Raw genomic sequence first — 21,746 nt, 5'->3', positions numbered from 1 at the left:
TCATTACATGACTGGAACCATCTCGATTCGCAAAGCAACTCGCAATGAGCAGAAAACGTACTTCGAGTGGTTCGCAAACTGACTGGGACAGGGTTGATGCCATCAAGGATGAAGACATCGATCTTTCGGGCAGCCCCGAGATCACGGCCGGGATGTTTGCCCGGGCAGTGGCCCGGCGTGACCTGAAGCCGGTTGAGCCAGAAAAGCAGGTCACGTTGTGGCTGGATGCCGACGTGCTGGCCTGGTTAAAGGCGCAGGGGGCGGGATACCACACGCGCATCAACGAGCTGTTGCGCGAGTATACGAAGGTGCACCGGCGATAGTCGTTGCCCGAACGACCGGGCCGGGTTTTTGTCGATCGCCTTGCGTTCATGGCGCACAGTCTGCCCGCCCACTTTCTCAAAACCTGAGAATGGCAGTCCGCCAATCCTGGCGGCGTGCCGTCGTGATGGGTATCAAGCCTCCAGCGGCGGCTCATGGTTGCCCTCTTTGATCGTGTCTGTACGCCCATCTTGCGGGCGTTGATCGGCAGGCTCGCGTCAGGCGCGGGCTTGCCCCGGTGCTGGTTTGGACGGGGTGTTGTTGTTCTTGAGTGCCCCCTTGCCCTCCAAAGTTACTTGAACGCTTGCGCGATTTCAAATGCGCAGGGCGCAGGTTGGCGCTGGAGTTGTCTCAGTGTCCGTAGGTTCTTGGCCGGGTCAGTCGGTCGATGAGCGGGGCGGCCATGTTCATCAGCAGTATGGCGAAGGCGGCGCCATCGGGGTAGCCGCCCCAGCGGCGGATGACGAGGGTGAGGATGGCCACGCCGGCGCCGAAGACCAGCTGGCCTCGCAGCGTGGCGCAGCCCGAGACCGGATCGGTGGCGATGAAGAAGGCAGTCAGTACCAGGGCGCCGGAGAAGATGTGCTGCAGGGGCGAGGGATTGGTGTCGGGTCCAAGCAGCCACAGCGGCGTGGAGACGATGATGGTGGTCGCGATCACGGCGACGGGCACCCGCCAGGAGATGCCCCCGCGCCACAGCAGGTAGATTCCGCCGATGGCGTAGAAGTTGGCGATCCATTCCCAGCCGCGGCCGCCGAAGTCGCCGAAGATCGGTGCGCCGCGGATTTCGCTCAGGGGCAGATTTGCGCTCACGCCGGTGCGCAGTCGGTCAAGCGGCGTGGCGCCGGATACCGTGTCCCAGTTCAGCGTTTCAGGCAGCTGGCCGGTAAGGATGGCCTGCGCCGTCTCGGCCAGGCCTGGCAGGCCCGGCGAGAGCGGGCGCGGCAGGAGCCACTGGCTGAGCTCGAGCGGAAAAGCGATGATGACGGCGGCAAAGCCGACCATCGCCGGGTTGAACAGGTTGTAGCCCAGCCCACCGTAGAGGTGCTTGGCAATGACGATGGCAAACAGCATGCCGATTGCCGCGATCCACCACGGCGCCAGCGGCGGCATGCACAGGGCGAACAGCACGCCGGTGACCACGGCGCTGTAGTCGGACAGGAACAGGCCGACCGGGCGATCGCGCAGGCGGAGCATGGCCGCCTCGAAGCCGACCGCAAAGGCGACCGCCAGTACGATCTGGAAGAGGATGCCGTAGCCGAAGAACCACACGTGGGCGGCCACCGCCGGCACCAGGGCATAGAGCACCTGGCGCATGACGCCGCCCACCGTTGTGGCGGGCGGCTGGTGTGGCGCGCCGGCGAGCTCGAATTTCATGGTTTTTTCTTCTGCCTGGCCCGCTCGATGGCGGCCTGAATTTCGCTCTGGGCTTCGGTCTCCGAGCGCTTGAGTTTCTTCTCGCGCTCCTTTCGCCGGGCCTGGCGCGCTTCCCGCTCGCGGGCCAAGCGTTGTTCGCGCGCCTCATGGCGCCGCTTTGCCAGGGCCGCGCGGCGCTGGTCGAGGTTGCGCTGCGCCAGCTCGTCCTTGCCGTGTTTGTAGAAGTCGACCAGCGGGATGTGGCTGGGGCACACGGCCGCGCAGCAGCCGCATTCGATGCAGTCGGCCAGGTCGTATTCGGCGGCAGCCTCGTATTTTCCCGCCTCGACGAGCTTGAACAGGGTCTGCGGGAGCAGCTTCGCCGGGCAGGCGCGCACGCAGGCTGTGCAGTTGATGCACGGCAGGGTCGGCTGGCGCGGCGCGGTTTCCTCGCGAGTCAGGGCCAGCAGGCAGTTGCTGCCTCGGGTGACGGCAATGTCGTCACCGGCCAGGGCCGTGCCCGACATCGGCCCGCCCAGAATCAGGCGGGTGACGTGCCCGCGGTAGCCGCCGGCGGCCTGGACAAGGTGGCTGAATGGCGTGCCGATCAGCGCCAGCAGGTTACGCGGGTGGACGATGCCCGGGCCGGTGACGGTGACGATGCGCTCGATCAGCGGCTGGCCTTCGACAACCGCGTCGCGCGCTGCGGCGGCGGTGCCGACGTTGTGCACGACCACGCCGAGATCCTGCGGCAGGCCGTCGTGGGGCACTTCGCGGCCGGTCAGGGCCTGGATGATCTGGCGCTCGCCGCCTTCGGGGTAGACCGTGAACACCTTGCGGATGCGAACGTCTTGTTCGGCACCCAGTGCCCGGCGGGCGTCGCGCAGTTTTTCCTCCACCCGGCCCATGCGGTCTTCGATGGCGATGACCACGTGCCCGGCGCTGGCGGCGCGGGCCAGAATCAGCCCGCCCTCGATCACGTCGCGGGCGCGCTCGCGCATCAGCATCTCGTCGCAGGCGATCCAGGGTTCGCACTCGGCGCCGTTGAGAATGATGGTGTGCAGGTCCGACCAGCCGCCGCGCAGTTTGGCGGCGGTGGGAAACATGGCGCCGCCCAGGCCGGCAAGGCCTGCGCGATGGAGATGGTCGACGATCTCGTCGGCCGCGCGCTCGCGCCAGTTCTCGAGAGGACGCGGGGGTGCCCGGCGCTCTTCGCCGTCGGGGCGCAGCACGATGGCCGGCCGGGTGCCGCCCGGCGGCAGGGCGGCGGGGTGGTTGATCACGCCCTCGATGGTGCCCGAGGTCGGCGCGTGTTCGGGCACGATGAAGTCATCGCCCGATGCGCTCAGCGCCTGGCCCTTGAGCACGCGCTCGCCGGCTTCGACCAACAGCCGGCCGGCCTCGCCCTGGTGCTGGCGCATGGGAATGAACAGGCGCTCGGGAAGCGGCGGGCGCTCGACCGGGTCGCGGCAGGCGATCTGCTTGTGATGCTCGAGCTTCAGGCCGCCGGGAAAGCCGTGGATGCGCTCGCCGGGCAGGGCTTCATCCATGCGCCGTCTCCCGGACCCTGAGCGCGATGGGCTCGGGCCTTGGCCAGCGCCAGGTTTGCGCCAGCGCCACCATGTCGATACAGTCGACCGGGCAGGGTGCCACGCACAGTTCGCAGCCGGTGCATTCGGCCTCGATCACGGTATGCATCTGGCGCTGGGCGCCCAGGATGGCGTCGACCGGGCAGGCCTGGATGCATAATGTGCAGCCGATGCAGCGATCCTCGTCGATGACGGCCACCATTGCCGGCTTGTGCTCGCCGCGCGACTCATCCAGGGGCTTTGCTTCGATATCAAGCAGTTCCGCGAGCTTTCTGACGCCTTCTTCACCGCCGGGCGGGCACTGGTTGATGTCGGCTTCGCCATTGGCAACGGCCTGCGCGTAAGGCCGGCAGCCCGGATAGCCGCACTGCGCGCACTGGGTCTGCGGCAGGGTCTCGTTGATGCGCTCGACCAGGCTGTCCTCGTCGGGCGCCAGGCGGCGGCCGAGCCACAGCAGCACGGCGCCGATGAGGAGCACCATGGCGGTCAATGTCAGGATCGCGCTGATCATGGCCCCATGATAATGCGCAGCGCGGCTATTGATCTGGCGAAAATATCCCCCAGTTTAATTGAAGGGGTGAGTTTTCAAACTTTCGGCGATACAAGGAGCAGGCAATGAAGGAAACGGACAAGACCACGCTGCCCATCGAGCAGATGGCCAGGGAAAACGACGAGTTCCGCAAGGTGATCTGGACTGGCGAGCACAGCCAGCTTGTGCTCATGGCGGTTCCCGAAGGCGGCGAGATCGGCGGCGAGGTGCACGAAGGCCACGATCAGCTGCTGTGGTTTGTCGACGGCGAAGGCCAGGCGAAGATCGGTGAACGTGAGCAGCCGGTCACGGCCGGCGATGTCGCCATCGTGCCCTCGGGCGCCTGGCACAATTTCACCAATACCGGATCGGGCATGCTCAGGCTCTACACCACCTATTCCCCGCCCGAGCACGAGCCGGGTACCGAGCACGAAACGAAGGCCGACGCCGAGGGCTGATACTCAGCCTTTGTCACCGTTCAATGCCGGCCACTGGCCGGCATCGATGGTGTCGCGATAGGCGTGCCAGGTCGCATGGCCCAGCAGCGGCATGAGCACGATGAAGGCCAGCCAGGCGGTCAGGGCGCCGATCAGCACGCAGGCGATGATCACCGCGGCCCAGACGGCCATGGCCGGCTTGTTGCGCAGCACTGCGTTGACCGAGGTGACGATGGCCGTGACCGTGTCGGTCCGGCGGTCGATCATCATCGGCAGCGAGAACGCGCTGGCGGCAAAGATGAGGGCGCAGAAGAGCGCGCCCACGGCGCTGCCAACGCCCAGAAAGGGCAGCAGTTCAGCCAGTTCCGGGTCGCTGTCGGGCGGAAAGAAGACGTGCACCATGCTCGCGGCCCGCGCCCAGACGAGAAAGACCACGATCATGATCACGGCAAACACCAGTTCGTTGCCCAGGGTGCGACCGGCGTCGGCCAGGCAGCCGCGCAGGCTCACGCTCCGGCCCTGTTCGAGCCGGCGACTGATGGCGTAGACGATCAGCGCAAGCCAGGGGCCGACAAAGACGAAGCCGCTGGCCACGCCCAGATAGATGCCGAGGTTGCCGAAGCGCCAGGCTGCGGCGGTGATCGCCAGGCTGGCGAGCAGAGTCAACAAGCCGAAGCTCAGGCTTTGACGCGGCGCTGCCCGCAGATCGGCCCAGCCGCGCCGAAGCCAGCTCAGCGGGCGGCTGGCAGGGAGCCTTGTGCACGGCGCAACGAAGGGCAGCTGTGCCGACGGCGCCTGCCTCTCAGGCCGGTTCACTCGCTGCCCTTGTCGCGCCCGGCCAGATGCGACTCGATGCGAACCAGGCTGTCGCGGATCTCGCCGAGCAGCGCGCGCGAATCATCCGCCTGACCTTCAAGGCCGCCCGGCCGAGCTGCATCGGGCGCGTCGTCCTGCCAGTCGCTGACGCGATCGCGCTGATCGAGCACCGCATCGCGAAAGGCGTCGACCTCGTCAATGCCGGTGATGTTCACCAGCGCACCCTGCGAGGACTGGCCGGCGGTTTCCACGCGCATGCCCTTGATGTCGAACAGACGCATCAGCGGCCCCTGTTTGAGCGCCAGGTCGGTGATTTTCTCCAGCGGCACCGATTTTTCCTCGACGTTCCAGATACCACGGCGCACCTTCAGATGGCGCCGGGTCAGGACCACTTCCAGGCGCGCGTAATAGCGCTTCATCAGCCACCAGGCCAGCGGCAGGACGATCGGCAAGAGGGCAATGCCCACTACAGTCAGGACGCAGGTGATCGCCACACCCCACAGGTGGTAGCGGATGACCTGCGGTCGGATGGCTGCCTGTCGAAGCGTTTCGGTTCGGTTTTTCATGGTGGGCTCCGCGCCGGGATGGTCTTCAGGGCTGTCCGGGCACGATGCGCAGCACCTGGCCGTTGCCGGCGTCGGTGACCAGGTAGATGAAGCCATCCGGCCCGGTCTTGACGTCGCGCACGCGCTGGCCGACGGGCAGCCACTCCTCGCCCGTGACGCGGCTGTCCTGGCCATTGCTGTCGATCACCAGGCGCGAGACGCGCTGCTCGCGCAGGCCGCCGACGAACAGGTCGCCCTGCCAGGCCTCGAAAGCATCGCTGTCATAAAAGTCCATGCCTGATGGAGCAATGACCGGGTCCCAGAAATAGACCGGCTGCTGCATGCCTTCGGCCTGTGTGCGGCCCTCGTAGACCTTGCCGCCGCGGTATTCGATGCCGTAGGAGATGACCGGCCAGCCGTAGTTCTTGCCGGCCTCGGTGAAGTTGAGTTCATCGCCGCCTCTGGGGCCGTGCTCGACGGTCCAGAAGTTGCCGTCGGCATCGACCGCCGCGGCCTGGATGTTGCGGTGGCCGAAGGAGAAGATTTCCGCTCTCTTGTCCTCGTCATCGACAAAGGGATTGTCGGCCGGAACCGAGCCGTCGAAGTGCAGCCGCACCACGCTGCCGATGTGGTTGCCCGGATCCTGGGCGTTGCGGCGCACGGGGTGGCCCTGGCGATCGCCCATGGTCAGCCACAGGGTGTTGTCGCCTTCGAACACGATGCGCGAGCCGAAGTGACCGGTCGATTCCACCGCCGGCTGCTGGCTGAAGATGACCTCGACGTCTTCGAGCGCCGAGCGATCCTCGCTCAGCCGGGCGCGCGCCAGGGCGGTGTTGTTCGTGCCGTCGTCGTGCGGCTCGGCAAAGCTGAGGAAAATCACGCGGCTGGACTCGAAGTCGGGCGCGATGGCCACGTCCAGCAGGCCGCCCTGGTTGCGGTTGTCGACCTCGGGCACACCCGCGATCGGATCGGACAGGCTGCCATCGGGGCTCACCAGGCGCAGCCGCCCGGGACGTTCGCTGACCAGCATGGCACCGTCGGGCAGAAACTCGATTGCCCAGGGGTGCTCGAGACCTTCGGCCACCGTCTCCAGGGTCCATTCTTCGGTTGTCTCGGGAATCGGCGCGCGGGTCTGGCCGGCGAAGGCCGGTTCGAGCTGAGGCGCCTCGCGCGCTCGCGTCTCGGCCGTGGTGGTTTCTTTCTTCGGGTCGGTCGAAGCCGCTGCCGCCGCCGCGGCAGCGCGAGTGTCATTGGCGTCATCCGCCGCCTCGGCCCGTGCCGGTTCGCCCCCGTCGCCGGCGCCACAGGCGGCAAGGATGAAGATACTGAAAACAAGGGTCATGCTTTTCATCGCGGCTCTCAGGGCAGGAACTGAAGGTTCATCCTACCAGCACCCGGTTTCCGGTCTTGCGGGGCCGCCCAGGACGTCAGGCTCAGAGTTTGGCAAATCCGGCGAATCCCATGAAGGCCAGGGCCATCAGGCCGGCGGTGATCAGACCGATGGGCGCGCCGCGGAAGCTTTCCGGCACGTCGGCCATGGCGATACGCTCGCGCGCGGCGGCGAGCATGACCAGCACCAGGCCGAAACCCAGCGCGGCGCCGAAGCCGTAGAAGGCGGATTCGACCAGGCTGTGCTGCTCGCGCACGTTGAGCAGGGCAACGCCGAGCACGGCGCAGTTGGAGGTAATCAGCGGCAGGTAGACGCCGAGCACGCGGTGGAGAATCGGCGCACTGTGGCGCATGTACAGTTCGGTGAGCTGAACCAGCGCGGCGATGATGAGAATGAAGGCGACGATGCGCAGGTAATCCAGCCCCAGCGGGATGAGCAGCCATTCGGTGACCATGAAGCTGGCCACCGAGGCCAGCGTGAGCACGAAGGCGGTGGCCACCGACATGCCGAAGGCCGATGAGACGCTGTTGGACACGCCCATGAACGGGCACAGGCCCAGAAACTGTACCAGCACGAAGTTGTTGACCAGCGCGGCCGAAATGACGATCAGCGCCAAGTCCATCGTTCAGAAAACCCTTGAAACCACGGAAGTCACCGAAGACACGGATTCAATGAAAGAAGAACTGTTTCAAGAGAAACGCCATTCCGTGATTTCCGTGTCTTCCGTGGTTCCAGATCTTTCGGCTACTTGATCCGCATGCCGGGCTCGGCGTCGCTGTCTGGCGCAAGTAGGAAGGGGCGGCCGTCTTCGTCGCTGGCGGCCAGCACCATGCCTTCGGAGGTGCCGAAGCGCATCTTGCGCGGCTCCAGGTTGGCCACCACTGCGGTCAGGCGGCCGTTGAGTTCGTCCGGGTCGTAATGGCCGCGGATGCCGGCCAGAACTTCGCGCTTGCCCATCTCACCCAGATCGAGCTGCAGCCTGAGCAGCTTGTCAGCGCCCTCGACCTCTTCGGCCTTGACGATGCGCGCCACGCGCAGGTCCACCTTGAGAAAATCGTCGAACTTGATCATGTCGTGGTCTTCTTTTTCCGGAGTCGTGTCGGGTTTGCTGTCCGCTTCTTCCAGCGATGCCTTGCTTGCCTCGATGAGGGCATCGGTCTGCTTTTCGTCCACGCGCTGGAGCAGCGGCTTGAACTTGTTGATCTCGTGGTCGAGCAGCGGCTCGCCGATCCGGCTGAAGTCGTCCAGCGGAGCATCGAGAAATACGGCCGCTTTCTCCGCGGTCAGCGGAATTACCGGAGAGAGCCAGGTCATGAGCAGGCGGAACAGGTTGATCGCCTGCGTGCAGATGGCGACGACCTCGTCTTCCCGGCCCTCCTGTTTGGCCAGCTTCCAGGGCTCGTGTTCGTTGATGTAGACGTTGGCCTCGTCGGCCAGGGCCATGATTCGGCGGATGGCGCGATGATAGCTGCGGTTTTCGAACAGCTCGGCGATTGCCAGGTGTTCGCCCACGAAGCGCTGGTGCAGCTCCGGGTCGGGCAGCTCGGCTGCCAGCCTGCCGCCGCCGAGCTTGTGAATGAAGCCCGCCGAGCGGCTGGCGATGTTGACCAGCTTGCCGACCAGATCGGAGTTGACCCGGTAGCGGAAGTCCTCGAAGTTGAGGTCGATGTCGGCCAGGCCCGAGCCCAGCTTGGCGGCAAAGTAGTAGCGCAGATAATCCGGATGCAGGTGATCCAGCCAGGTGCGCGCCATGATGAAAGTGCCGCGCGATTTCGACATCTTGGTGCCGTTGACGGTCAGAAAGCCGTGGGCGTAGACGCCGGTGGGGCGTTTGAAGCCCGCGCCTTCGAGCATGGCCGGCCAGAACAGACAGTGAAAGTAGATGATGTCCTTGCCGATGAAGTGGTGCATTTCGGCGTCGGAGTGCGGGCGCAGCCAGTCCTCGAAGTCCCAGCCGTGTTGCTCGCACAGCTCCATGAAGCTGGCCAGATAGCCGACCGGGGCGTCCATCCAGACGTAGAAGAATTTGTCTTCGGTATCGGGAATGCGAAAGCCGAAATAGGGCTTGTCGCGGGTCACGTCCCAGTCGCGCAGGCCCTCGGCGAACCACTCTTCGAGCTTGTTGGCCACCTCGTCCTGCAGGGCACCGGAGCGCATCCACTCCTTCAGGCTGTCGCTGAACTGCGACAGCGTGACGAAATAGTGCTCGGTCTTTCTCATCACCGGCGTGCTGCCCGAGACCACCGAACGCGGCTCGATCAGCTCGGTCGGGTCGTAGGTGGCGCTGCAGGCCTCACAGGAGTCGCCGTACTGCTCTTCGGCGCCGCAGCTCGGACAGGTACCCCGGATGAAACGATCGGGCAGAAACATCTCGCGCTCGGTGTCGTAGTACTGCTCGATGGTTTCGGTGCGCACCGCGCCACGCTCCTTGAGCGCCGACCAGATGCGCTCGACCAGGGCGCGGTTGGTTTCGGTGTGGGTCGAGGAGAAATTGTCGAACGACAGCGCGAAATCCTCGAAATCCTCCAGATGCTCGGCGTGCATCCGCTCGATCAGCTCTTCGGGTGAGATGTTTTCCTTTTCTGCGCGCAGCATGATCGGTGTGCCGTGCGCATCGTCGGCCCAGGCGAAGACCACCTGATGGCCCATGGCGCGTTGAAATCGCGCCCAGATATCGGTCTGGATGTATTCGAGCATGTGCCCCATGTGGATGGAGCCGTTGGCATAGGGCAGGGCGGCGGTAACCAGGATGCGGCGCGGGCTGGGCATGGTTTTCGGGGTTCGGCTGGGTTGGAGTGGCTTGGAACGTGGGCGAAATTATCGCATGCGCCGAGATGGTTTGCTGGTTGGCTGGTTCGGCGCGGCTGGGTTTGCGGGGCGGCTGCGCCGCGAAACGAATGGTGGTGATTGACCCTTGGTGTGCCATTTGACAACCGCAGGATGCGTGGAGTGCAAGCGCAACGCATTGCTTTCAGACCCAATCTTTCGTGCATTTCGCGTTTTCCGTGGTTCCATCACTCTTGACCTTCTTTGCGCCTTCGCGTCTTTGCGTTTCAAGGATTTTGATTTTTACCAGCCCCACCCATCGCCCGCGGCGCAGCCGCCCCCCAGGCCTCGCGGCTGCCGAACCAGCCAACCAGCTCACCAGCTAACAAGCAAACTACCCAGCCAACCAATCAATCAAACCGGTACAATATCGGTCCAGATTCAAACGGGCACCTTTCCGCATGAAAAACGACGAAGGCAAGTCACTGGTTTCCGCCATCGAGGATCCCAATACCGGGCGGCCGCTGGGCGATACCGTGCGCGCGGTAGCCATCCGCAAGCGCCGGGCCGCGGTCGATATCCGCCTGGCCTATCCGGCTGCCGGCTGGCGCCAGGAGCTGGCGGGAATCATCTCCGAGCGGCTGCGCGCCAGCGGTGAGATCGACGAGGTGACGGTCGACGTCGACTGGCAGATTCCGCAGCACGCCGTTCAGGGCGGGCTCGAGCCGGTCGAGGGCGTGCGCAACATCATTGCCGTGGCCTCGGGCAAGGGCGGCGTCGGCAAGTCCACCGTCAGCGCCAATCTGGCCCTGGCGCTGGCGGCCGAAGGGGCGAGCGTGGGCGTGCTCGATGCCGATATCTACGGCCCCAGCCAGCCGCGCATGCTGGGGCTGGAAGGCGGCCCGCAGACCACCGACAACCGCCGCATTCTGCCGCTGCGCGCGCACGGGCTGCAGGTGATGAGCATCGGCGTGCTGGTCGACACCGACCAGGCCATGATCTGGCGCGGGCCGATGGCCACCCAGGCACTGCAGCAGATGCTTTCCGACACCATCTGGGAAGGGCTCGACTATCTGGTGATCGACCTGCCGCCGGGCACCGGCGATATCCAGCTCACCCTGGCGCAGCGCATTCCGGTGGCCGGGGCGGTGACCGTGACCACGCCGCAGGAGGTTGCGGTCGACGACGTGCGCCGTGCCGTGACGATGTTCGGCAAGGTCAAGGTGCCGGTGCTGGGCGTGATCGAGAACATGAGCACGCACGTGTGCACCAACTGCGGCCACGAGGATGCCATCTTCGGCGCCGGCGGTGGCGAGCGCGTGGCCCGCGAGGCCGGGGTGCCCGCGCTCGGGCAGCTACCGCTGGAGTCGACCATCGGGCGCAGCACCGATGAGGGCACGCCGATCGTTGCCGCCGAGCCCGATCATCCCGCCGCCCGCCGCTTCCGCGAGATCGCCCGCCGCGTTGCCGGCCGGCTGTCGACCCAGTCGCGCGAGGCGAAGGTGCGGATGCCCAAGATCAAGATTACGGATTGAAAGAAAGTGTGAAGTGTGAAGTGTGAAGTGTGAAGTGTGAAGTGTGAAGAAAAGTTGCGAATTGGTGGGGTCAGGGTGTTGAACGTGGGCTGGAGCCGACAATTCGCACCGCCACGCTGAATTTGCCCCCAAAATCCTTCACACTTCACACTTCACACTTCACACTGAACATTTCACACTGCGAAGCCTGTTCAAGTCCTCGGCAGCGTGACGCCGCGCTGGCCCATGTATTTGCCGGCGCGGTCGGCATACGAGACTTCGCAGACTTCGTCCGATTCGAGGAACAGGAACTGGGCCACGCCTTCGTTGGCGTACACCTTGGCCGGCAGGGGCGTGGTGTTGGAAAACTCCAGGGTGACGTGACCTTCCCATTCCGGCTCCAGCGGGGTGACGTTGACGATGATGCCGCAGCGCGCGTAGGTGGATTTACCCAGGCAGATGGTGAGCACGTTGCGCGGAATGCGGAAATACTCGACCGTGCGCGCCAGGGCAAACGAGTTGGGCGGGATGATGCAGACATCGCCGGTGAAGTCGACAAAGCTCTTGTCGTCGAAGGCCTTGGGGTCGACGATGGCGGTGTTGATGTTGGTGAAGATCTTGAATTCATTGGCGCAGCGCCCGTCGTAGCCGTAGCTCGAGGTCCCGTAAGAGACCAGCCTGCGGCCCTCGGCGTTGTGCCGGATCTGACCCGGCTCGAAGGGCTCGATCATGCCGTGTTCTTCGGCCATGCGGCGAATCCAGCGATCGGACTTGATGCTCATCTTCTGCTCGGCTCCGGGGTTTAACAGCGCGCGGGCGCTGGATTATCGCATGCCACGCCTAACCCTGCGGCGGTGGCTGCTGGATCAGCTCGACGCTGGTGGTGAAAAGCTGGTTGCCGCGGATGACTTCCAGCTCCATTTCCAAACCCGGCTCCGAGCCGGAGATACGCTGCATCAGATCGCGGGCGCTGTTGACGCGCTCGCCGTCGGCAAGCACCAGAACGTCGCCGCGCTGCAGGCCGGCTTGCCAGGCGGGGCTGTCGCGGTGGACCTGGCTGATGCGGGCGCCCGGCTGAAGGGCCTCGGCGTTGGACAGGCGCAGGCTGACATCGGCCAGCTCGACGCCCATCCAGCCGCGTTTGACCCGGCCGTATTCGATGATCTGCTCGGTGACCCGCCGCACCACGGAAGCCGGAATGGCGAAGGAAATGCCTTGAGCGCCGGTTTCCTGGCCCATGGAGGCACTGTTGATGCCGACCACCTCGCCGGCCGGATTGATCAGTGCGCCGCCGGAGTTGCCGGCATTGATGGCGGCATCGGTCTGGATGAAGTCTTCGTAGGAGGCGAGACTGAGATGGCTTCGGCCAGTCGCGCTGACAATCCCCATGGTGACGGTATGGCTCAGGCCGAAGGCGTTGCCGATGGCGAGCACCACATCTCCGGTGCGCAGCCGGTCGTCGCCGTCCAGGGCGGCGGCGGGCAGATCATCCAGCTTGACGCGCAGCAGCGCCAGATCGGTCGCCGGGTCGGAGCCGACGACGCTGGCTTCGGCCACTCTGCCGTCCCACAGCGCGACCAGGATATCGTCGACGCCGGAGATGACGTGGCGGGTGGTGAGTACCAGGCCGTCGCTGGAGATGATCACGCCCGAGCCAAGGCCGCGCCGCGGGCGGGTAATCATGCGGTCGCGGTAGAGCTGGTTGAACAGCGGGTCGGAAAACTCTCGCCCCAGAGGCTCGGTGACCAGGGTGCGCGTGTAGACGCTGACCACCGACGGGGCCGTGCGGTTGACGGCGTCGGCGTAGCTGGTGACCGGCTCGGCGGCCGGCTGCTGCTGCCAGGCCGGCAGCAGCTGCGGCCACAGCCAGACCAGCACGAAGGCAGCGGCCAGCCCGATAACGACGAACTGAACGGCGAAATGGATGATGCGCGTCATGGACTCGGCCGGAAGAAGTCTGTCAGGCTGTTGGGTTGGGTTGTTGTAAGCTGCCTGCTGGCGCAAAAATGGCGCCCACGCCAGCGATGAACGGGTTTACCCTCTTGATATGTGGGAGGATAACAGCCTGGAATTGAGTATTTGCTTAATTTTTCGCTAAAATAGGCGGCTGATTGTCTTCTATGTCGCCAGAAACTGGCAGCCTTGGCCGCGGAGCGTCTGTGCCGCTGCCTTTGGAGTCGACCGTCGCCGGGCAGCACCAGGATCTCCAGGGGTGGGCCGGTAATGGCAAACGATCTTCACTGATCTTGTTTATCGGGAGTGTTTCATGTCGGAAACTGATCTTGCGTCCCTGCAGCCGCCGGAAAATCCTGGCCGGCGTCGCTTGCTGACCTGGACGACAGGCGTGGTGGGCGCCGTTGGCGCCGGGTTTGCCCTGTGGCCATTCGCCGCCTCCTGGAAGCCCAGCACCAAGGCGCGTCTTGTCGGTGCGCCGGTCGAAGTCAATATCGGCAACCTGGAGCCGGGGCAGATGATGCGCGTGGTCTGGCGTGGCCAGACCATCGGTATCCTGCGGCGCAACCAGCGCATGCTCGACGACCTGCCCAAGCTCAATGAAAAACTGGCAGATCCGGAGTCCGAGGTGGCCACACAGCAGCCGTCCTACGCGCAGAACACGGCGCGTGCGATCAAGCCGGAGTATTGGGTGGCCAACATTCACTGCACCCATCTGGGCTGCATTCCGCAGCTTTTGCCGGAGGCCGGCTCGGAGCCTTTCGATGCCGACTGGCTGGGCGGTTTCTTCTGCCCCTGCCACCGCTCGAAGTTCGACCTGTCCGGACGCGTCTACCGCGGCGTGCCGGCGCAGCTCAATCTCGTCATTCCGCCCTATCACTATGTTGACGACCAGACCGTCATGATCGGCGTCGGTCCCGAAGGAGCAGTTTGATCATGACCAAGCCCGCGAGCAATCTCAGCAAGAACGTCAAGGCCGCTGGCGACTGGGTCGATCAGCGACTGCCGGTCAGCAAGACCTGGCGCGAACACCTGACCGAGTATTACGCGCCCAAGAACTTCAACTTCTGGTATTTCTTCGGCTCACTGGCTCTGCTGGTGCTGGTCAACCAGCTGCTGACCGGAATCTGGCTGACGATGTTCTACACCCCGCAGGCCGAGCTGGCCTTCGGTTCGGTGGAATACATCATGCGCGACGTCGAGTGGGGGTGGCTGATTCGCTACATGCACTCCACCGGCGCTTCGTTCTTCTTCATCGTCGTCTATCTGCACATGTTCCGCGCGCTGCTGTACGGCTCGTATCGCAAGCCGCGCGAACTGATCTGGATTCTGGGCGTGTTCATCCTGCTGGTGCTGATGGCCGAAGCCTTCATGGGCTATGTCCTGCCCTGGGGCCAGATGTCCTACTGGGGTGCGCAGGTGATCATTTCCCTGTTCGGTGCCGTGCCCTACATCGGTGATGGCCTGGTCGAGTGGATCCGTGGTGACTACATGATTTCCAACGCCACGCTCAATCGCTTCTTCGCGCTGCACGTCGTGGCAATGCCGCTGGCGCTGCTGGCTCTGGTCGTGCTGCACCTGGTGGCGCTGCACGAGGTCGGCTCGAACAACCCCGACGGCGTGGAAATCAAGAAGCACAAGGACGCCAAGGGGCGCCCACTCGACGGGATTCCGTTCCACCCCTATTACACCGTCAAGGATCTGTTCGGCGTCGGGGTGTTTCTGACTCTTTTCGCCTTCATTCTGTTCTATGCCCCGGAGATGGGCGGCATGTTCCTCGAGGCCGACAACTTCGTGCCGGCCGACCCACTGGTCACGCCGGAGCATATCGTGCCGGTCTGGTACTTCACGCCCTTCTACGCCATGCTCAGGGCGGTGCCTGACAAGTTCTTTGGCGTCATGGTCATGGGTGCGGCCATTTTCGTGCTGTTTTTCCTGCCCTGGCTCGACCACTCGAAGGTGAAGTCGATTCGCTACAAGGGCCTGCCCAGCAAGATCATGCTGGCCTTGTTCGTGGTCGGCTTCATCCGGCTGGGCATGCTGGCCCTGGGCGACGGTTCGCCGATACAAACGTTCGAGTCGCGAGTCTGGACGGTGTACTACTTCGCCTTCTTCGCGTTGATGCCGTTTGTTACCAGACTTGAAAAAACCAAACCGGAACCGGAGCGGGTGACCAAGTGATGAGACTCAAATACATTCTTGCAGCCACCGTGATGCTGGCCTCCGGCCTTGCTCTTGCCGCCGGCGGTGAAGGCGGTCTGGAAAGCGCCAACGTCAACGTGCACGACAAGGCCTCGCTGCAGCGCGGTGCGGCAATGTACGTCAACTACTGTCAGGGTTGCCATTCCCTGAAGTATCTGCGCTACAACCGTCTGACCAAGGATCTCGGACTGAGCGAAGAGCAGATCAGCGAGTTCTTGCTGTACGGCGATCAGGAAGTGGCCGACCCGATGGACAGCGTCATGACCGCCGACATGGGCGAAGAGTGGTTCGGCATTGCGCCGCCCGATCTGAGCCTGACCGCGCGCTCGCGCGGTGCGGACTGGATTTACAGTTATCTGAAGTCTTTCTATCTCACCGAGGACGGCTGGAACAACACCGTGTTGCCCAATGCCTCCATGCCGCACGTGATGTGGGAGCTTCAGGGTATTCAGCGGCCGATAACCGAGTCGTGGACCGACGATGAGGGGATCGAGCACGTCAAGGTGACCGAACTGGAGCTGGACGAGCAAGGCAAGCTCTCGCCGCAGGAATACAGCGAGCATGTCCAGGATCTGGTGGCTTTCATGCGTTACGCCTCGGAACCTTCGATGCTGCAGCGTGAAAAGATCGGCATCTGGGTGCTGCTTGTTCTGGTCGCATTCACCTTCCTGGCCTGGCTGCTTTATCAGGAGTTCTGGAAGGATGTGAAAAAGTGATCGCGTGTGGGCGGGGGCGATCCGACAGTGCACTATTTGATGGAGTAACCGGCTTATGATGGCCCTGTATTCTTCCGAGAACTGCGTCGATTGTCATCGAGTGCGGTTTGTCCTTGCCGAAAAGGGGATCAACGTGGAGATCATCCACGTCGAGCAGGATCGTGCCGCTTCGGCCGATCTTGCCGAGCTCAACCCTTATGGCGAAACCCCCACCCTGGTCGACAAGGATCTCAAGCTTTACGGCACCTGGGTGGTCACCGAGTATCTCGACGAGCGCTACCCGCATCCGCCGCTGATGCCGATTGATCCGCTGTCGCGTGCCTACCTGCGCCAGGCGATGTATCGCATCAGTCGTGACTGGATCGAGGCGGCAAAGATCATCGAAACCTCCACCGGCAAGAAGAGGGTGGCCACGGCCAAGAAGCTGCTGCGCGAAGAGATCGTCGCTTCCGACGATCTCTTCGGCCTCAACACCTATCTGCTCAGCGAAGAGCTGTCGCTGGTCGACTGTGCGCTCACGCCGCTGCTCTGGCGGCTGCCGGCCTATGATGTGGAAATCGACCCCCGCAAGGCGCCGCACATCAATCAGTACATGGAGCACATGTTTGCCCGCGATTCGTTCAAGCGCAGCCTGACCGAAGCCGAACGCGTTCTGCGGGAGGGTGAATAACGCATGCTTTCGAGTCGACCTTATCTTGTTCGGGCTGTCAACGAATGGATCATCGACAGCGGCCTGACGCCGCATTTGATGGTCAACGCCGACGCGCCCGGGCTGGATGTGCCCGAATCCAGCATCCAGGACGGGCGGGTGGTGCTCAATGTCTCGCCGAGCGCGGTTCGCGACCTGTTGATCGACGCCGAGATGGTCACCTTTGTGGCCCGCTTTGGCGGCGTTTCACGGGCGGTGACCGTGCCGATGGGCGCAGTCGAAGCCGTGTACGCGCGCGAAAACGGTCGCGGCATGATGTTTCCGGTCGACGAGGACGACGACACCGGCGCTTCGGAGCAGGGCGCGGCCGAGGCCGAAGAGGGTCAACCAAAAGATCGCAAGTCCCGGCCCAACCTGAAGGTGGTCAAGTAGCCTTCCGCCCCGGTGTCGGGGTTCAATCCGGCTCGATCAGCCGTCCGCCGTCTTCCAGTTCGCCCCAGACGCGGATCATTTGCCGGCCCTGCAGGGTCAGCTCGCCCTTGCGCCGGCCCGTGCCCTCCGGGCTGAAGTCAAAGCGATAGCGGCGCTGCCAGCGCAGGCCCTGGTTCGTTCTGATCGGCCGCATCGAGCTCAGCGCCACGGTCTGGTCGAGCAGCTGCCAGCCCTGGCGCTGGCAGAATCCGCGCGCGATTGCCTTGGCGCGATCGCGGGCGTTGACCGCCGAGATCCAGAACAGCACGGCTGCCGCCAGCGCCAGCAGCGCTCCGAAGCTGCCTTCCAGTCCGCTCACCGCCGGGCCCTGAGCAGCACATACACCGCCCCGGTGCCGCCATCATGCGGTGGCGCCGATGCAAACGCGGCCACCCGGTTGTGGCGGCTGAGCAGCCGGGCGGTCAGGTACTTCAGTTGCGGGCCGGCCGGGCCGGAGCGCAGCCCCTTGCCGTGAATGATGCGCACGCAGCTCATGTGCTCACGCTCGGCCTCCAGCAGAAACCAGCGTATCGATGCGCCGGCGGCTTCCAGGTTCATCTGGTGGAGATCGAGTTCGTCTTCCACTCGCCAGTGGCCGCGTTTCAGGCGCGTGAGCACCCGCTTTTGCAGCCCGGGCCGCAGATAGCTGAGTTCCTCGCCCGTTTCGATGCTTGAAAAATCGATTGGCCCGTGCGCCAGGTCGTCCATGACGCGGGCTTCGTCGCGTTCGCGCTGGCTGGGCTGGGGCTTGGGCGGCGCCGGGCGCGAGTGGTCACGATCGCTGCGAACCCGGCGGATATCGCCGACCGCGGCGCGGAACAGGTCGGTATCGTCGTCGGATTCAGTCATCGTGCCTTTCCCGTTGCGGTGTTGGTTTATAGTTACGGCTTTCACCTTCCGATTCAAGCAATGCATATTCTGATTTCCAATGATGACGGGCTCGACTCGCCCGGTATCCGGCTGTTGGCCGAAAGGCTGATCGAGCATTCCGACCAGGTCACCGTGGTGGCTCCGGATCGCGACCGCTCGGGCGCCAGCAATTCGCTGACGCTCGACCGCCCGATTCGTGTCGAAGAGCGACGCGAGCGGGTATTCAAGGTGTATGGCACGCCCACTGATTGTGTTCATATCGCCATTACCGGCCTGCTGGGCGATGAGCCCGACATGGTGGTTTCCGGCATCAACGCCGGCGCCAATCTGGGCGACGACGTGCTCTATTCGGGCACCGTGGCGGCTGCCATGGAGGGCCGCTTTCTGGGGCTGCCGGCCATGGCGGTTTCGCTGGTCTTTTCCGCGGAGGGCCCGCATCATTACGAATCGGCTGCCGAGGCAGCCTGCCGGTTGATGGCTCAGCTCAAGGCAAAGCCCTTGCCGGCCGACACCATTCTAAGCGTGAACGTACCGGATCTGCCCTGGGAAGAGATCCGGGGCTTTGAAACCACGCGGCTGGGTCATCGGCACCGTTCCGATGATGTCATTCCGATTCAGGATCCGCGCGGCAGGCGTTTCTTCTGGATTGGCCCGGCGGGCTCCGAAGAAGACAACGGGCCAGGCACCGACTTTCACGCGGTCAGCAACCGCTTTGTGTCGGTGACGCCGCTGCATGTCGACCTCACGCGCTACCAGGCGCTCGATGAGGTCAGCCACTGGATCGATGTACTCAACCACGGGTCTGAACGAAAGGGGCAATAATGAACAGCAGTGCGCACCGCGGCATTGGCATGACGTCCGAAGGTACACGGCAGCGCTTGATTCGGCGGCTGCGCGAGAAGGGCATCGATGACGAGCGCGTGCTGGCGGCCATGCTCGAGACACCGCGTCACCTGTTCGTCGACGAAGCGCTGTCGTCGCGCGCGTATGAAGATACCGCGCTGCCGATCGGGCGCGGTCAGACCATCTCGCAGCCCCATGTGGTGGCGATGATGACCCAGGCCGCGCTGGGCGCCGAGCTGCCTCAGAAGGTGCTCGAAATCGGCACCGGCTCGGGCTATCAAGCGGCCATTTTCGCGCGGCTGGCGGCAAAGGTGTTTACCACCGAGCGTATCGGCGAGCTGCAGCGGATTGCCCGCCAGCGCTTTCATCGCATGGGGCTGCACAACATTTACACGCGCCATGTCGATGGTCTGGAAGGCTGGCCCTCCCAAGCGCCCTTCGACGCCATCGTGGTCACTGCCGGCGGTCATATTCCCGATGCGCTGTATGACCAGCTTGCGCTCGGCGGCGTGCTTGTGGCGCCGGAAGAGGCCGGCCCGCATCAGCAGCTGGTGCGGGTAACGCGAACCGAGAAAGGCCTCGAGCGCGAAGAGCTGGGAGCGGTCACCTTCGTGCCCCTGCTCGAAGGGCTGGACTGAGAGCGCGCATGTTCCGGCGGCTTTATGATCGTGTTCTGCTGTGGTCGCGCCATCGGCACGCCCGGCGCTATCTGGCCGGGCTGAGCTTCGCCGAAGCTACATTCTTTCCCGTGCCGCCCGATGTCATGCTGGCGCCGATGGTGCTGGCCAGGCGTTCTGACGCCTGGCGGCTGGCGCTGCTGACGACCGCCGCCTCGGTGCTGGGAGGTTTGTTTGGCTACCTGATCGGCTGGCTGGCCATCGAGACGGTACTGCCCCTGGTCGAGCGGGTCGGTTATCTCGACGGCTATCTCGCCGCGGTTGACGCGTTCGGCGCCTATGGCGTGTGGTTTGTCATGCTGGCCGGCTTTACGCCCATTCCATTCAAGGTCATCACCATAGCCGGTGGTGCGCTGGGTGCCCCGCTGCCGGGATTTGTTTTCGGCTCGGTGGTTGGGCGTGGCGCGCGTTTCTTCCTCGTGGCCGGCATCATCTGGGCCGGCGGCGAGCAGGCCGCCGATCGGCTCAGAAGCTGGGTTGATCTGCTGGGATGGCTGGTGATTGCGGTCGTGGCCGTCGGCGGGGTGGCCTGGTGGCTCTGGTAGGTCGATCCGGACTCCTTCTTGCTCTGTCAGCGGTGCTGCTGGCTGCCTGCGCGCCCTGGCAGCCAGCACCGCAGAAAACGACTGCAACGCGGTCACCGGCTCAGGAACGAGTGATCAAGACACCGCCGGCCTGGTATCGCGTGCAGCGCGGTGAAACCCTGTATTCCATTGCCTTTCGCTATGGGCTGGACTGGCGCCACCTGGCGCGCTGGAACACGATTGACGCGCCCTACGTCATCCGGCCCGGCCAGGAGCTGCGCATGCGTGCACCAACCCCGCCGCCGCCTTCAACGAGGGGCAGTGGCGGCAAGACAGCTTCGGCTTCGCGTTCGGCCGGTCGTGAGAACAAACCCGGGGCCCCGGAGCCGAAACCAGAACCAGAACCAAAACCAGAACCCAAGCCGGCGCCGAAACCCGAGCCGGAGCCAGCGCAGCCGGAAGCGGCGTCTTCAGCCTCGAACAATACGCGTACCGTGGGTGGCGTGACCTGGCAGTGGCCCACCAGCGGCCGCCTTGCCCGCTCGTTCGATCCGGCGGATACGCGCAAGGGCATCGGCGTGGCCGGCTCGGCAGGCCAGGACGTGGTCGCCGCCGCGCAGGGTCGAGTGGTCTACAGCGGCACCGCCCTGATCGGCTATGGCGAGCTGATCATCATCAAGCACTCCGATCAGCTGTTGTCGGCCTATGGCCACAATCGTCAACGCCTGGTTGCCGAGGGCGACCGGGTTCAGCGCGGTCAGAAAATAGCGGAAATGGGCGAAAACGATCGCCGCGAGGAGATGCTGCACTTCGAGATCCGGAAAAACGGCGAACCGGTCAATCCGAGGGATTATCTTCCGAAGCGATGATCAGGCCCGCCAGGGCCCGGCGGTCCTCGCTCATCAGCACGTTGAAGGTTCGCGCGGCCGCATCCAGCGTCATGCACTCGATGCCGATGCCGTGGCGAATGAAGGCGCGCTGAACCGCGTGCGGAAGGAATTTCTGGCGTTCGCCGACGCCGATGATGACCAGCTCCGGAGCGAGCTCGATCAGTGCCTGGCTGCGTTCTTCGTCCAGGTCGCTCAGCGAGGTGGCCGACCAGTCGGGTTCCAGATAATGTGCCCCCACCAGCAGGCTGGCGTCATACCACTGCTCGTTGATGCGAACACGATGGGCTTCGACGCCGCGAATCTGATTGTGATGTTCAGCAGTATGTTCGGTCAGTTCCACGTTATTTCGGCAATTCGATGGCGGGCTTTTCGGGGTGGCGACGATACAGGCACACGACCTGGCCGATCTGCTGCACAGTTTCCGCCCGTGTGGTCGCGGTCAGCTGTTCGACCCACTCGCGCCGCTGCTCGCGCCCGCCGCGCAGTTTGACCTTGATGAGTTCGTGATGCGTCAGTGCCTGCTCGACTTCGGCCATCACATTTTCGCTCAGCCCCTTGTCGGCCACCATGACCACCGGATGCAGATCGTGGGCAAGCCCGCGCAGGTGTTTTTTCTGTGAATTGGACAGCGGCATGGCGACGGAGTGTTCGAACAGAGGCCAATGATAACGTGAAAAGGCAGGCGGGA

26 protein-coding genes are annotated in these 21,746 nt (G+C 64.2%); 12 read left to right on the top strand and 14 right to left on the bottom strand.

Annotated elements, in window-relative coordinates:
* Positions 1-44 precede the first annotated feature (44 nt).
* A complete protein-coding gene (locus tag ACEWQ0_RS02110) occupies positions 45-323 on the top strand; it encodes a BrnA antitoxin family protein (RefSeq protein WP_476484342.1) in 279 nt (92 codons plus the stop codon).
* Positions 324-672: 349 nt separating this feature from the next.
* Here ACEWQ0_RS02110 and ACEWQ0_RS02105 read toward each other — a convergent pair whose 3' ends face one another.
* Genes ACEWQ0_RS02105 through rsxB form a run of 3 tightly spaced genes read right to left on the bottom strand, consistent with a single transcriptional unit; the run spans position 673 to position 3,777 of the window.
* On the bottom strand, positions 673-1,698 hold the full coding sequence (locus ACEWQ0_RS02105) for an RnfABCDGE type electron transport complex subunit D (protein WP_476481696.1): 1,026 nt from the start codon (positions 1,696-1,698) through the stop codon (positions 673-675).
* The gene (rsxC, locus tag ACEWQ0_RS02100; RefSeq protein WP_476484341.1) at positions 1,695-3,227 is read right to left on the bottom strand and encodes an electron transport complex subunit RsxC; all 1,533 of its coding nucleotides are present in this window, start codon (positions 3,225-3,227) and stop codon (positions 1,695-1,697) included. Before rsxC ends, ACEWQ0_RS02105 begins: the two co-directional genes overlap by 4 nt.
* Positions 3,220-3,777 carry an electron transport complex subunit RsxB gene (gene rsxB / locus ACEWQ0_RS02095; protein WP_476481698.1) on the bottom strand — a complete coding sequence of 186 codons (558 nt, stop codon included), beginning with the start codon at positions 3,775-3,777 and terminating at the stop codon, positions 3,220-3,222. The genes rsxC and rsxB overlap by 8 nt, the downstream gene beginning before the upstream one ends.
* A 104-nt stretch (positions 3,778-3,881) precedes the next feature.
* Between rsxB and ACEWQ0_RS02090 the strand changes: the two genes are divergently transcribed.
* Positions 3,882-4,253: a cupin domain-containing protein gene (locus ACEWQ0_RS02090; protein WP_476481699.1), complete on the top strand. Its 372-nt coding sequence runs from the start codon at positions 3,882-3,884 to the stop codon at positions 4,251-4,253.
* A 3-nt stretch (positions 4,254-4,256) separates the two neighbouring features.
* Here ACEWQ0_RS02090 and ACEWQ0_RS02085 read toward each other — a convergent pair whose 3' ends face one another.
* The 5 genes from ACEWQ0_RS02085 to metG form a co-directional block, all read right to left on the bottom strand.
* A complete protein-coding gene (locus tag ACEWQ0_RS02085) occupies positions 4,257-5,048 on the bottom strand; it encodes a DUF2189 domain-containing protein (RefSeq protein WP_476484340.1) in 792 nt (263 codons plus the stop codon).
* Entirely contained in the window at positions 5,045-5,614 is a 570-nt protein-coding gene (locus ACEWQ0_RS02080) for a PH domain-containing protein (protein ID WP_476484339.1), read from the bottom strand. Before ACEWQ0_RS02080 ends, ACEWQ0_RS02085 begins: the two co-directional genes overlap by 4 nt.
* A 25-nt stretch (positions 5,615-5,639) precedes the next feature.
* Entirely contained in the window at positions 5,640-6,944 is a 1,305-nt protein-coding gene (locus tag ACEWQ0_RS02075; RefSeq protein WP_476484338.1) for a PQQ-dependent sugar dehydrogenase, read from the bottom strand.
* An 82-nt stretch (positions 6,945-7,026) separates the two neighbouring features.
* Positions 7,027-7,605 (bottom strand): electron transport complex subunit RsxA, encoded by a 579-nt coding sequence (gene rsxA / locus ACEWQ0_RS02070; protein ID WP_476481703.1) that lies wholly within the window; start codon positions 7,603-7,605, stop codon positions 7,027-7,029.
* 122 nt (positions 7,606-7,727) lie between these two features.
* Entirely contained in the window at positions 7,728-9,752 is a 2,025-nt protein-coding gene (metG, locus tag ACEWQ0_RS02065) for a methionine--tRNA ligase (protein WP_476481704.1), read from the bottom strand.
* A gap of 458 nt (positions 9,753-10,210) precedes the next feature.
* Between metG and apbC the strand changes: the two genes are divergently transcribed.
* Entirely contained in the window at positions 10,211-11,284 is a 1,074-nt protein-coding gene (gene apbC / locus ACEWQ0_RS02060) for an iron-sulfur cluster carrier protein ApbC (RefSeq protein WP_476484337.1), read from the top strand.
* A gap of 191 nt (positions 11,285-11,475) precedes the next feature.
* Here the strand turns inward: apbC and dcd are convergent, their stop codons facing one another.
* Both dcd and ACEWQ0_RS02050 read right to left on the bottom strand, forming a co-directional pair.
* Positions 11,476-12,045, bottom strand: a complete 570-nt coding sequence (dcd, locus tag ACEWQ0_RS02055; protein ID WP_476481707.1) for a dCTP deaminase — start codon at positions 12,043-12,045, stop codon at positions 11,476-11,478.
* A 58-nt stretch (positions 12,046-12,103) separates the two neighbouring features.
* A complete protein-coding gene (locus ACEWQ0_RS02050; protein WP_476484336.1) occupies positions 12,104-13,201 on the bottom strand; it encodes a S1C family serine protease in 1,098 nt (365 codons plus the stop codon).
* A gap of 328 nt (positions 13,202-13,529) precedes the next feature.
* Here ACEWQ0_RS02050 and petA point away from each other — a divergent pair, with 328 nt between their 5' ends.
* The 5 genes from petA to ACEWQ0_RS02025 are packed head-to-tail and all read left to right on the top strand — an operon-like array spanning position 13,530 to position 17,215.
* Complete coding sequence (gene petA / locus ACEWQ0_RS02045) at positions 13,530-14,150, top strand: ubiquinol-cytochrome c reductase iron-sulfur subunit (protein ID WP_476481709.1); 621 nt, start codon at positions 13,530-13,532, stop codon at positions 14,148-14,150.
* 2 nt (positions 14,151-14,152) lie between these two features.
* Complete coding sequence (locus ACEWQ0_RS02040) at positions 14,153-15,397, top strand: cytochrome b (RefSeq protein WP_476481710.1); 1,245 nt, start codon at positions 14,153-14,155, stop codon at positions 15,395-15,397.
* Positions 15,397-16,134, top strand: coding sequence for a cytochrome c1 (locus ACEWQ0_RS02035; RefSeq protein ID WP_476481711.1), 738 nt, complete (start codon positions 15,397-15,399; stop codon positions 16,132-16,134). The genes ACEWQ0_RS02040 and ACEWQ0_RS02035 overlap by 1 nt, the downstream gene beginning before the upstream one ends.
* A gap of 58 nt (positions 16,135-16,192) precedes the next feature.
* The gene (locus ACEWQ0_RS02030) at positions 16,193-16,804 is read left to right on the top strand and encodes a glutathione S-transferase N-terminal domain-containing protein (protein ID WP_476481807.1); all 612 of its coding nucleotides are present in this window, start codon (positions 16,193-16,195) and stop codon (positions 16,802-16,804) included.
* Positions 16,805-16,807: 3 nt separating this feature from the next.
* On the top strand, positions 16,808-17,215 hold the full coding sequence (locus ACEWQ0_RS02025; RefSeq protein ID WP_476481712.1) for a ClpXP protease specificity-enhancing factor: 408 nt from the start codon (positions 16,808-16,810) through the stop codon (positions 17,213-17,215).
* Positions 17,216-17,237: 22 nt separating this feature from the next.
* Here ACEWQ0_RS02025 and ACEWQ0_RS02020 read toward each other — a convergent pair whose 3' ends face one another.
* Together ACEWQ0_RS02020 and ACEWQ0_RS02015 are read right to left on the bottom strand one after the other, a co-directional pair.
* Positions 17,238-17,573, bottom strand: a complete 336-nt coding sequence (locus tag ACEWQ0_RS02020) for a DUF3301 domain-containing protein (RefSeq protein ID WP_476481713.1) — start codon at positions 17,571-17,573, stop codon at positions 17,238-17,240.
* Positions 17,570-18,103: a Smr/MutS family protein gene (locus ACEWQ0_RS02015; RefSeq protein ID WP_476484335.1), complete on the bottom strand. Its 534-nt coding sequence runs from the start codon at positions 18,101-18,103 to the stop codon at positions 17,570-17,572. The genes ACEWQ0_RS02020 and ACEWQ0_RS02015 overlap by 4 nt, the downstream gene beginning before the upstream one ends.
* A 60-nt stretch (positions 18,104-18,163) precedes the next feature.
* Here ACEWQ0_RS02015 and surE point away from each other — a divergent pair, with 60 nt between their 5' ends.
* From surE to ACEWQ0_RS01995, 4 genes are all read left to right on the top strand, one after another.
* Positions 18,164-18,946: a 5'/3'-nucleotidase SurE gene (surE, locus tag ACEWQ0_RS02010; protein ID WP_476481715.1), complete on the top strand. Its 783-nt coding sequence runs from the start codon at positions 18,164-18,166 to the stop codon at positions 18,944-18,946.
* Positions 18,946-19,605, top strand: a complete 660-nt coding sequence (locus tag ACEWQ0_RS02005) for a protein-L-isoaspartate(D-aspartate) O-methyltransferase (protein ID WP_476481716.1) — start codon at positions 18,946-18,948, stop codon at positions 19,603-19,605. The genes surE and ACEWQ0_RS02005 overlap by 1 nt, the downstream gene beginning before the upstream one ends.
* 8 nt (positions 19,606-19,613) lie before the next feature.
* Positions 19,614-20,189: a YqaA family protein gene (locus ACEWQ0_RS02000; RefSeq protein ID WP_476481717.1), complete on the top strand. Its 576-nt coding sequence runs from the start codon at positions 19,614-19,616 to the stop codon at positions 20,187-20,189.
* Between the two features lie 110 nt (positions 20,190-20,299).
* A complete protein-coding gene (locus tag ACEWQ0_RS01995; protein ID WP_476481718.1) occupies positions 20,300-21,037 on the top strand; it encodes a peptidoglycan DD-metalloendopeptidase family protein in 738 nt (245 codons plus the stop codon).
* On the opposite strand, the gene ACEWQ0_RS01990 is transcribed toward ACEWQ0_RS01995, so the two are convergent.
* Positions 21,006-21,398, bottom strand: coding sequence for an Mth938-like domain-containing protein (locus tag ACEWQ0_RS01990; RefSeq protein ID WP_476481719.1), 393 nt, complete (start codon positions 21,396-21,398; stop codon positions 21,006-21,008). The genes ACEWQ0_RS01995 and ACEWQ0_RS01990 overlap by 32 nt on opposite strands.
* 1 nt (position 21,399) lies before the next feature.
* Positions 21,400-21,746 (bottom strand): ribosome assembly RNA-binding protein YhbY (gene yhbY / locus ACEWQ0_RS01985; protein ID WP_476484334.1); only part of this gene is annotated, 347 nt, incomplete at its 5' end.

Source organism: Wenzhouxiangella sp. YN9 (assembly GCF_056324165.1).
The sequence above is the reverse complement of the archived record's forward strand: the minus strand, read 5'-3'. Positions and strand labels throughout refer to the sequence as shown.